Genomic DNA, 11,383 nt, shown 5'->3' with positions numbered 1-11,383 from the left:
ATTAACTAACCTAGCGTAACTGCCCCTCTAGCCACTTAATAAACGTTCTTACCTTAGGTCGCTTTTCAGTGCCTAACGGACAGATCAATTCGTATCCTTTATCAGTATCCATACTTGGATAAGGCGTTATGAGCTCACCAGTCTCAATGTACGGCTTAACAAAATGATAACGCCCCATTGCCACACCGATATTATGCAGAGCACTCTGCACGCCCATGTCTCGGTGGCTCACACAATAAAACTGCTCAAACAGATTTACATCGAGTTGATTGTGCTTAATCCAACGCTGCCACACATCAGAGCCTAGCGCATGAATGAAATTAATCCGGTGTAACGACTCTAAACCATCATCAAAGATATCGTGTTCAGCGGCATAACTCGGTGTACATACCGGAATATACTTTTCACCAAACAGACGCTGGCGATGCATATCTTTTAGATCTTCAGCACCATAGTAAATAGCGACATCGAGGTGATTTTGATGAAAGTCTTGCTCTTCTTGAGAGAAAATATTGAGGTTGAACTTTGGGTATCGCTGTTTGAAATCAGCTAGCCTTGGTAGCAACCAACTGTTAGCAAAGGCAGGACTGGTACCGATATTTATCTGACCGTACAAGTCGGTGTTGGTAATGTCTTCGATCTCACCAAAAATAGAGCTCAACGACTTGGATAACGTGCGTTGAAAGCGTTGCCCTTCTTCGGTCAATTCCAGTTTACGAGTGCCTCGCACAAACAAGTTAAATCCGAGTTCACCTTCCAACACTTTGATTCGATGGCTAACGGCTCCCTGAGTCAAATGCAACTTTTTCGCGGCTAACGTAAAGCTCATTTTCTCGGCAGCAACATTAAAAGTATGAAGATTTCTAAGTAAAGATTGATGGTTAGCCATACGAACTCATGCATTAAAAATTTTAATTCATAGTACTACCCGTTTCGTTTGTTTGCATTAAGAAATAAGTCTCTAATAGCCGCAGTTACTTAAAACCCTGCTTCGATCAATATTTAACTCCATACGTTGACGAGCAGAAACATTAAAAAAATTAATTACAAACTTAGGGGCACGTATGAATATACTTGGGTATATGCAAAAAGTAGGTAAGGCATTGATGGTTCCCGTAGCCACACTGCCAGCTGCAGCAATCCTTATGGGGATCGGCTACTGGTTGGATCCTGTTGGTTGGGGTTCAGAGAGTATTCTGGCCGCATTTTTGATCAAATCAGGTGGTGCGATCATCGACAACATGGCGGTTCTGTTCGCGGTGGGTGTCGCATTTGGTTTAAGCCGTGATAAGAATGGTTCTGCGGCACTGTCCGGTTTTGTGATGTTCCTTGTCGTGACCACTCTACTGGCTCCAGGCTCAGTTGCTCAATTAATGGATGTTGAGTTAAGTGAAGTACCAGCAGCATTTGGCAAAATCAGCAATCAATTCGTGGGTATTATTGTCGGTATTATCTCCGCTGAAATCTATAACCGCTACTCCACCGTTGATCTTCCTCAAGCTTTAGCTTTCTTCAGCGGTAAGCGTTTGGTTCCTATCCTTACCTCAATCGCAGGTATGGCGCTTTCTTTTACCCTTCTTTACATCTGGCCTGCTGTTTACGATGCTCTGATCGTTCTAGGAATTAAACTAGAAAGCATGGGCGCAGTTGGTGCCGGTCTGTTTGGATTCTTCAACCGTTTGTTCCTATCAGTCGGCATGCACCACGCCCTTTATCCTGTGTTCTGGTTCGACGTTGTGGGTATTAACGATATTCCAAACTTCCTCGGCGGTGCACAATCTATCGCTAACGGTACGGGTATTCCGGGTAAAACTGGCATGTACCAAGCAGGCTTCTTCCCTATCATGATGTTTGGTTTACCAGCAGCAGCATTGGCGATGTACCACTGCGCTGACGCGAAAAAACAAGAACCAAGTATTCGCAATCATGCTTGCCGCAGCAATGGCTTCGTTCTTCACAGGCATCACTGAGCCTCTAGAGTTCAGCTTTATGTTTCTAGCACCTGTATTGTTCCTAGTGCACGCTGTGTTAACAGGTCTGTCGCTTTACATTGCAGCAAGCATGGAATGGATGGCAGGTTTTGGCTTCTCTGCAGGCTTTGTTGACTTGGTGCTATCAAGCCAAAACCCGTTAGCGACTAACTGGTACATGTTATTAGTTCAAGGTGTAGTGTTCTTCGCGCTTTACTACGGTATTTTCCGTTTCGCTATCATCAAGTTTAATCTACGTACTCCGGGTCGCGGTGAAGAGATGGAAGCAGAAGGCGAGACAAAATCTCCAGAAGCGTTAGTTAGCCTAACCAACAACTACATCGAAGCTATTGGTGGTGCAGACAACATTCTAGAAGTGGACAACTGTATTACTCGCTTACGCTTAACAGTAAAAGACTCGTCAGTAGCAGACAGTGACAAACTGAAAAAACTAGGTGCTGCAGGCGTCGTGCCTATTGGAAAAGGTGGCCTACAAGTCATTATCGGTTTAGGTAAGGTAGATAAGGTTGCTGAACAAATGAAGAAGGCACTCGCTTAAGCTAAACAGCCAGATGCAAAGATAAAAGCCTTAATGACCAGATAGAATATTAAGAATTTGTGATGGTTTCACCACCATCACAACCCCCTGAAGCGCAATTACGACTAGTCACCGTGTATTGCGCTTCGTTTTATTGTTCTCAGCTCTATTTAGAACGTATCTGCTGTAACCATTGTGCCAACCCTGCGCGTGAAACCTTAATACCTAGCTGTTCTTGATGAGGCATTCGATAGTACTCGACAGGAAATTTGAACCGTTCAAGACGGCCATTTAATTGCTCGGCAAACCATTCTTTGGTTGGTAACTCCGTACAATCCACAATAGCGACAGGTCGAAACCCGAACTCATCATCTTCAATTGGAACGATAAACGCCTGATTGATTAAAGATAACTGATTCAGTGCTCGTTCAATTTCTTCACAGTGGATATTCTCTCCCCCAGAAATAAACTGATTATCAGCGCGACCAATAATCGACACTTGTTCGCCATCCCATTCGCCGAGATCTTTACTGTCGAACCAACCGTTCTCATCCACCAACGGTGTTAACTCGCCCTGATAGTAATAACCTGAAGCAAGCGTATTACCGCCAATAAAGATACGTTGGTCTTCAATTTTTAACTGGCGTTGGTCGAGAACAAAACCTGCAGTATTACTAGAATCGACTGGCTTCGCGGTCACTGTTGAAGCCGCTTCTGTCATGCCGTATCCAAGCCAAGTTTCAATGCCCATTTGTTGAGCTTCAAACCCTAGCGCTTCTGGGATATGGCTACCGCCTAAAAGCACATGAGTTAAAGTAAGTGCTTGCTTACTCTGCAATAACCTATGTAGTTGAGTCGCCACTAAAGAGGCATGACTGCAACCTTCGATGTCTGACTCAAGCTTACCTGACCCTATTTTGATGCAGCCACCAGCCGCCAACCAACGATGGACAATCGCCAATCCCGACACATGGTACATCGGTAAACTCAGTAACCATGTGTCAGCTTGTTCAAAGTTGAAAACATCTAGTAACCCCTGAGCTGAACATAAGTGTTGCTGCAACGTGTGAGCCACCGCTTTCGGGTTTCCGGTAGAGCCAGAAGTGAATACGATGCTTGCAAGGTTTTGAGGATTGAAGCTGGAGTCTTGAGATGTCGTTATCCGATTATCATCACCATCGACCTTCACTTCATTTAAGCAAGACAAGGTCACCAACTGAGTATTTAAATCAACAGTCTCTGATTGCTCTATCCCGCTACTGTCCAAAAGCCAAAGGTAGCTTTGTTGACCCGCTTGATATAAGGAATCGAGCTTTTTCTTCAGGCGTAAGCGAGGTTGAGGCATGGTTAAAGCGCAAATAACACCCAAATTAAGTGCGGCAAGATAAGCAGAAATCACTTCAGCTTGATTCTTACCAACAATCGTCAGTACATCACCTTCAGATAGACCTTGATGAGATAGCTGTTGTTGGTACTCACTCACTAGCACAGACACTTGCTGCCAAGTATAAGTGTGGTGAGTAGTCACTAACGCTGTCTGATGTGGGTTTTGCTGCGCCCACTGTACCCAAAGCGGGTGATGATTAGATTGTGGGCGCATCATAAGATAACCAAGTTATAGATTGAAAACGGTCTAAGCCAATCGAACGATCAGCTTAAGAAGACCAAATCAATTGTTGCTGTTCAAGAGTAGAAACCGGAAGCTGACAACCCGGCCAAGAGACTTCGAGTTGTTGTTGATACAAACCAATAGTATCAAGCCCCGGCACTTCATTAGGTAAGTATTGTTGTGCTAATCGAGCAATCTGAGTTAAGCCAAGGCTAGACTCTATGCTTGAGCTTAGTACTGGTTTGATACCGAGTTGTTGTGCACGCTCAATGATTGCCACACAACGCGCTACAGAACCAATAAGAGTTGGCTTGATCACAACAGCTTTAACACCTGTGAGGTCGCTAAGATCAAACTCTGGACTACGCACCGCTTCTTGCAATGTTTCGTCCCACGCAATCGCTACGCCATGGTCAATGGCAAATGCCAAGCTGTCTTCTGGTTTTTGGCAAGGCTCTTCAATAAAGCTAATACGCTGACGCAGTGACGGCGAAATGTACTTAATGAACTGCTTCGCTTTCTCTGGCTTCCAAGCACGGTTAGCATCAAGTCTTAGGGTCAAATCAGGGATCGACTCAAGAAATAAGCTAACCAACATGCCATCGCGAATCGCTTCGTAGAGACCGACTTTCACTTTCGCGACCTTCTCGCCTTTCATCTCATTCAGCACAGGGATCAGTTCATCTGGGTCTCCTGTACACAACGGCGCGGCTTGGTAGTTACCTTCAGCATTGAGTTCGCCTCGTAATTCCAACATCGCCATCGAAAAGCCAAACGCAACAGAAGGATATAGCTCATCAAAAGGCGTTTGAGGGTTATTGTGGCTCCAAAGCTCTAATTCGTGTTGAAGCTGAATGCCAGCTTGTTCGGCATTTTCTTGGCTAAAACCTGGCAAAGGTGCGACTTCGCCAAAACCAGTTTTACCATCACACTCTAGTTGGATGATATAGCCAACGCGTTCGTTCAACTTATTGTCACGAAGAATCACACCACTATCCATAGGCAATTGATAACGGTAGAGTTTAGCGTGACGCTGAGAATTCACTGAGTTCATAAAGTTTCCTAAAAAACGGGGAACATCAAAACAAAACGAGCCGCTATTAGCGACTCACTTTAAAGAAGAGAAAGACTATGGGTTACGCGGAAATTTGTCGAAATCAGGTCGACGCTTCTCGTTGAATGCGTTTCGGCCTTCTTGGCCTTCTTCTGTCATGTAGAACATCATGGTTGCGTTACCCGCCAACTCTTGTAGGCCGGCTTGGCCATCACAGTCTGCGTTTAGTGCAGCTTTCAAGCAACGCAGCGCCATTGGGCTATGTTGAAGCACTTCACGACACCAACGAACGGTTTCTTTTTCTAGGTCGGCAACAGGCACTACGGTGTTTACCAGGCCCATGTCCAATGCTTCTTTAGCATCGTAGAAACGACACAAGAACCAAATTTCACGTGCTTTCTTCTGACCAACGATACGAGCCATGTAAGAAGCACCCCAACCGCCATCGAATGAACCTACTTTAGGACCCGTCTGACCGAACTGAGCGTTTTCAGCTGCGATAGTAAGGTCTGCCATCATGTGAAGTACATGACCGCCACCGACTGCCCACCCCGATACCGCTGCGATAACGGGTTTTGGACAAGTACGAATTTGACGTTGGAAATCAAGCACGTTCAGGTGATGTGTACCTGAATCATCTTGATAACCGCCGTAATCACCACGGATACTTTGGTCACCACCAGAACAGAACGCCTTCTCACCAAGACCCGTCAAAATGATTACGCCAACCTTCTCGTCATAACGAGCATCAGCCAATGCATTGATCATCTCTTTTACGGTTTGTGGACGGAACGCATTGTGGACTTGAGGACGAGCAATCGTGATTTTCGCAATACCGTCGTCAGACTTGTGGTACTGAATATCTTCAAATTGACTGCTTTCATCGCGCCAGTTAACTGCTGCGTAAAGTTCTTCTTCTGTGATGCCTACTGTTTTAGCCATGGTGATTCCCATTGTTCTATTAGAGACCACGACTAACGAATAGTCGTGACGGTGTTGCTCTGCTTTTGATAGTGCTTGATACGAGAGAACCGCTCAGTCAGTTTAGCGGCGACTGGCGATACATTGGATGATCAGGTTGGAAAACAACTCTGGTTGCTCAAAATGAACATTATGACCAGCGTAATCAACCTGACTATATTCAAAGCCACTATTCTCAGCTAGCTCCATGAATTTACGATCTTTTTCACCACACACATAATGCAATTGATGCTCATGAGATTTCAATGTGGCACGTAAATCCGGTTGCTTAGCTAACGAAGTAGATAACAACATATTTGCTACGGATACTCCAAGGTTACCACTACGCTTTATGACCAAAGTTTGTCTTTGCTCATGATTTAGTGAAGAAAAGACGCTTTGTTGATACCAATCGTCTAAAACATCTTCAATCGACTGCTGCGCAAAACGGACAGCCCATTGCGTATCATGTACTAACCTTTGTGCTCGTTCTTCATCACGCTCCAGACCAAAGTTGCCACCTTCAATAATGACTTTCTTAAGATTGAGCGTTTCGAAGCAAGGGCTTGTCACCCCATACATGGCAAGCCTACCACCCATAGAGTAGCCAATCACCACGATAGGATAATCCGCAGGAAGATCGTTGAGCGCAAGTTGAGAAGTGATGCACTGAACGATTTTCTTGCAGCAATGATCAAAGCCTACCGGATCGATAAAGCGACTTTGTCCGTGCCCGGGCAAATCTATGCAAAGACGAGGAAACTCCTCTAGATATGGATGACATGCGCTCCAATCATCCCCGCTTCCGAGTAAACCATGTAGAAAAACAAGCAAAGGTTTGTCAGAAGATTCTTGTACAGCTGGGTAATAATTGGAGTAAAGCATGTTAAGTCCTTAGGCTAATGCCTCGATGAGCATTGCACTGAATTGTTTCAACAAAGTAGCCGCTTGTTCGGGAGGCGTCTTAACTTCAACGAGCAAGGTGCCCTGACCCTGCTCGAAATGTTGTTCGATAATAGTTTGGTAGCCGTTCAAGGTTTCTGGCGCAGCATAACCAAGCTGGAATTGCGCAGCGGCATGTTCAAAACCGAAACCATGGGGCATTTGATATAGAGATTGTTTTTGTTGCTCAGGAACAGGCAACAAGTCAAAGATCGCACCGCCATCATTGTTGCTCACAACAATCACCATCGGCGTTATATTGTGAGTAAGCAGGGCCAGTGAGTTGAGGTCGTACAACAAAGAGGTATCACCGAGCAACATCAATAAAGGGTTTTGATTAGCTTTCACCACGCCCGCAGCCGTCGCCACCAAGCCATCAATGCCCGATGCACCACGATTACTGTAAACTTGATTCGCAGATATTGATGACAGCATATCCACCAGCCTTACCATCAAGCTGTTTCCCACAAACAACTCTCTGTCTTTAAGTCTAGTCGACAAGTCAACTGCAACGCTCAACTCGGTCAGTTGGTCATTATTGGATATTTGTGCCAATGCCAATTGTTGAACCGTATTCGCGATTTCGACCAAAGGTGCAGCCCAACCTGCATGTTGACCTAACAAGGTAGGTAAATGCTGTTCTGACACCCATGACTCGATATCAGCAACGATATGGGTTTGAGGCAGATGATCTTGGTTGATTCGGTGCGTATCTGGTGACACAACAATGTATTGTGACGAGCAGAATGATGAAGCTTGCGACTTTATCCAATGATTAAGGCGCTTAGAAACAACACGCTCACCGAACTGAAGGATGAAATCACATTGATTGAGTTGCGCTTTAGCTACGTCACTCTGCATCCACAGATCATAATGCTTCCAATCACTTGTGACACCTGATTGAGGATCGCAAAAAACTGGCCAGCCTAATGCAGTGGCAAACTGCTGAGCTTTTGTCGCTTGTTCAATATCGAGCGAACCGAGAATAACCACACCCTTACGTCCAAGATACTCACCTGGAGCAATCGGTTGTGTATTCACTTGATTAGGTAAAAACGTTTGGCTGTAACAACCTGTTCCCGATTTCCACCCAGAGATACTGGATGTGTACTGTGCATACATTTCAGCGCTACTTGTTGAATACAAAGGCTCAGGAAATGGACAGTTGATATGAATCGCACCGCCAACACTTTGTTGGTTCGCAAGTACGCTATCAACCGATGTCAGAAGCCAATTCAAAGAAGTCTGTGTTGTTGGGCTGGGCAGATTTAAAGAGCTTTCAACATGAGACGAAAAGATACCCTGTTGCTGAATTGCTTGATTCGCCCCACAACCAACCAAGTCTATTGGTCGATCAGACGTCAGCAAGATCAGCTTCTCTCGTGTCAAACCCGATTCAGCCGTCGCAGGAAGAAGGTTCGCAACGGCTGTACCAGAGGTAACAATCACGGCAACTGGCTTATCACTCGCTTTAGCTAAACCTAGAGCAAAAAAACCGAGACCACGCTCGTCAAAGTGCGTGTGTAAAGTTAACTTTGGATTGGCTTCGGCTTCGAGTGTCAATGGTGTTGAGCGAGAACCCGGTGCAACACAAACATGTTCAATACCGCTGCGTGCAAGCTCCTCCAGTAACGTCTTACACCAAACTCTATTTAATACGGCTTGGTCATGATTCATGATGCGACACCCAGTAATGGATGGTCTGAAATTAGGCTGAGCAGAGTCGACATTTTCTTATTCAACTCTTGCCACTCATGTTCAGCAACCGATCCCGGTACGATCCCGGCACCCGCAAACAGTTGTACTTGATCGTTTACAATCAAGGCACTTCGAATCGCGACACAGAATTCAGCGCGTTGATGGCTAATATAGCCAACAGAGCCTGCATACCACCCTCGAGCAAACGGTTCGTGTTCAAGAATGAAATCCATCGCCTCTTTACGCGGTAAACCAGCCACCGCAGCCGTCGGCTGTAATGCAGCAAGCAACTGTACACCGTTAACGCCATTGTTAAGCTGGGCGTGGATATTACGCTTAAGATGCTGCACCTTACGCAAGCGCACAAGACGCGTATCCTTTTCAACATGAACCGTTTGAGAATGAGGAGTGAGGCGCTCAATGATGTCGTCAACCACATACTGGTTCTCATTGAGGTTTTTAGTGTCTTGTGAAAGCCAGTTTGCTAGTTCCATATCCTCGGTCGAGTTTTCTCCTCGGCCAATGGTTCCTGCAAGCGCTTCCGTATCAAGCTCACTACCATATCGGCTATATAAGCGCTCAGGCGTCGAACCAATGAAACTGTGTTTAGAGTCCAGTACCAACATAAAGTGGAAACTGTGATGATTTTGCAAATAGCTGGCTTTAAGCAACTGAGCCGCGCAGATTGGCGCATCCAATTGCAATGTGGTTTTACGCGCTAAAACGACTTTCTTGTACTCTTCGTCGCTAATGCCTTTCAGCACTTTATCGACAAGGTTGCCCCACAGCTCTCGTTCTGGAACGTGGTTAATCTGCTCAATGTGCGCTGACAAAGGGGCCAATATCGCCGCTTCGACAGAAAGCTTATTTAGAGCATTAATAGAAGCAACGCGATCAGGAGATAAGTTGACGGCTAACGACCAAGTCTTGTCAAAGCGGATCAGTTCAACCTGAGGAAGGAAGAAAAACGATTCCATGCAACGACGGTTTTTTGCGGTGTGCCCGTCAAACGAGCGCCCACCCCAGATTCGTTGGTCTTCACCAAGAATTGCGTACGCGGGAGCGGGATCAGAAAAAGTATGTAATTGCCCGAGCGCAACGACCTCTTCACGAGTATCACGTGACTGCCAATAAAACTTAGGAAAGAGTGGTTGAGCATGAAGCCATTCAATAAATGCAAACGATGGTTTTTGCGTTAGAACTTCAACACAACGCACTTCGCTTGCTTGGGCATTTTGTACTCGCTCAATCAAAGCGGAGACAGTTTGCTGGAAATGTGACAAATCGACCTCGTTCACATCTAAATTATTATTATATTAGTTTGATACTTTATGGGCAGCACCAACTTAGATCAAGAATGTACGATATCTTTCGAACATTCGTGTGATTTTAAGCGATCCCGCCTCTTTATTCATCTTAGCCAACAACAAACAAGCGATTAATTAAAATTTAGAAAAGAGTGACAACAAAAAGACCAAACGTGACACTGAAATACGACATTCATCAGATTTTTATTCTATCAAACCCCGTTTTGCGGTACTTTAATAAAGTATTTAAATTAATTTCAGGAAATCGGCAATGCAAAATATCGGGATGTCGTCAAAACTCAACAGCGTATGCTACGAAATCAGGGGGCCTGTACTCAAACATGCTAAGCGCATGGAAGAAGAAGGGCATAAAATACTGAAGCTTAATATCGGTAACCCCGCCCCATTTGGTTTTGACGCCCCTGATGAAATCCTTGTTGATGTAATCCGTAACCTACCGACATCTCAAGGTTACTGTGACTCAAAAGGCATCTATTCAGCCCGCAAAGCGGTTGTTCAGCACTACCAGAAAAAAGGCCTCCGTAACCTTGATGTAGAAGATGTTTACATTGGTAACGGCGCATCAGAGCTTATCGTTATGTCTATGCAGGCGCTACTGGATAATGGTGATGAAATCTTAGTTCCCGCTCCGGACTACCCACTATGGACAGCGTCTGTTGCGCTTTCTGGCGGCACGCCGGTTCACTACATGTGTGATGAAGATGCTGATTGGTATCCAGATCTAGACGACATGCGAGCGAAGATCTCACCAAAGACTCGCGGCATCGTTCTTATCAATCCGAACAACCCAACGGGCGCGGTATACAGCCGTGATTTCCTATTACAAGTTGTTGAGATTGCTCGTGAGCACGGTTTGATCATCTTCGCTGATGAAATCTACGACAAAGTACTTTACGACGGTGCGGTACACACTTCAGTTGCAACGCTTGCCGAAGACGTACTCATGGTGACATTCAACGGTCTGTCTAAGGCTTACCGTGTATGTGGGTTCCGTGGTGGTTGGATGTTCTTAACGGGTCCGAAACACATCGCGAAAGGCTATGTCGAAGGGCTAGAAATGCTCGCCTCGATGCGTTTGTGTGCCAACGTGCCAATGCAACACGCGATCCAAACCGCGCTCGGCGGCTATCAGAGTATTAATGAACTGATTCTGCCAGGCGGCCGACTACTTGAGCAACGCGACCGCGCATGGGAGCTAATCAACAAGATCCCTGGCGTTTCTTGTGTTAAACCGAAAGGCGCGATGTACCTGTTCCCTAAGATCGACACCAAGATGTACAACAT

General features: G+C 45.6%; 8 protein-coding genes and 1 pseudogene. 2 read left to right on the top strand and 7 right to left on the bottom strand.

From position 1 onward, the window contains the following. Nucleotides 1-10 precede the first annotated feature (10 nt). Complete coding sequence (locus AB4653_RS09065; protein WP_017098789.1) at nt 11-889, bottom strand: LysR substrate-binding domain-containing protein; 879 nt, start codon at nt 887-889, stop codon at nt 11-13. A gap of 193 nt (nt 890-1,082) precedes the next feature. Here AB4653_RS09065 and nagE point away from each other — a divergent pair. Beyond that, nucleotides 1,083-2,529, top strand: a pseudogene (gene nagE / locus AB4653_RS09060) (N-acetylglucosamine-specific PTS transporter subunit IIBC). Nucleotides 2,530-2,674: 145 nt separating this feature from the next. Here nagE and menE read toward each other — a convergent pair. From menE to AB4653_RS09030, 6 genes are all read right to left on the bottom strand, one after another. Continuing rightward, a complete protein-coding gene (menE, locus tag AB4653_RS09055; protein ID WP_032555257.1) occupies nt 2,675-4,111 on the bottom strand; it encodes an o-succinylbenzoate--CoA ligase in 1,437 nt (478 codons plus the stop codon). Between the two features lie 52 nt (nt 4,112-4,163). Then, nucleotides 4,164-5,171, bottom strand: a complete 1,008-nt coding sequence (gene menC, locus AB4653_RS09050) for an o-succinylbenzoate synthase (RefSeq protein WP_102257782.1) — start codon at nt 5,169-5,171, stop codon at nt 4,164-4,166. Nucleotides 5,172-5,246: 75 nt separating this feature from the next. Then, complete coding sequence (menB, locus tag AB4653_RS09045) at nt 5,247-6,113, bottom strand: 1,4-dihydroxy-2-naphthoyl-CoA synthase (RefSeq protein WP_009847271.1); 867 nt, start codon at nt 6,111-6,113, stop codon at nt 5,247-5,249. 102 nt (nt 6,114-6,215) lie between these two features. After that, a complete protein-coding gene (menH, locus tag AB4653_RS09040; RefSeq protein ID WP_009847272.1) occupies nt 6,216-7,016 on the bottom strand; it encodes a 2-succinyl-6-hydroxy-2,4-cyclohexadiene-1-carboxylate synthase in 801 nt (266 codons plus the stop codon). Between the two features lie 9 nt (nt 7,017-7,025). Then, nucleotides 7,026-8,750, bottom strand: coding sequence for a 2-succinyl-5-enolpyruvyl-6-hydroxy-3-cyclohexene-1-carboxylic-acid synthase (gene menD, locus AB4653_RS09035; protein WP_009847273.1), 1,725 nt, complete (start codon nt 8,748-8,750; stop codon nt 7,026-7,028). Then, nucleotides 8,747-10,054 (bottom strand): isochorismate synthase MenF, encoded by a 1,308-nt coding sequence (locus tag AB4653_RS09030; RefSeq protein ID WP_009847274.1) that lies wholly within the window; start codon nt 10,052-10,054, stop codon nt 8,747-8,749. Before AB4653_RS09030 ends, menD begins: the two co-directional genes overlap by 4 nt. Before the next feature lie 295 nt (nt 10,055-10,349). On the opposite strand from AB4653_RS09030, the gene AB4653_RS09025 reads away from it, so the two are divergent. Further along, on the top strand, nt 10,350-11,383 hold a 1,034-nt coding region (locus tag AB4653_RS09025), incomplete at its 3' end, for a pyridoxal phosphate-dependent aminotransferase (protein WP_372103903.1).

The sequence above is a fragment of the Vibrio sp. 10N.222.48.A3 genome, assembly GCF_041475345.1.
GTDB lineage: Bacteria > Pseudomonadota > Gammaproteobacteria > Enterobacterales > Vibrionaceae > Vibrio > Vibrio tasmaniensis_A.
This window is presented reverse-complemented; position numbering and strand designations above follow the sequence as displayed.

Bases quoted from the DNA above. Each gene is read 5' to 3' on its own strand.
- AB4653_RS09065 (WP_017098789.1), bottom strand. From the start codon at position 889: ATGGCTAACCATCAATCTTTACTTAGAAATCTTCATACTTTTAATGTT.
- menE (WP_032555257.1), bottom strand. From the start codon at position 4,111: ATGATGCGCCCACAATCTAATCATCACCCGCTTTGGGTACAGTGGGCG.
- menC (WP_102257782.1), bottom strand. From the start codon at position 5,171: ATGAACTCAGTGAATTCTCAGCGTCACGCTAAACTCTACCGTTATCAA.
- menB (WP_009847271.1), bottom strand. From the start codon at position 6,113: ATGGCTAAAACAGTAGGCATCACAGAAGAAGAACTTTACGCAGCAGTT.
- menH (WP_009847272.1), bottom strand. From the start codon at position 7,016: ATGCTTTACTCCAATTATTACCCAGCTGTACAAGAATCTTCTGACAAA.
- menD (WP_009847273.1), bottom strand. From the start codon at position 8,750: ATGAATCATGACCAAGCCGTATTAAATAGAGTTTGGTGTAAGACGTTA.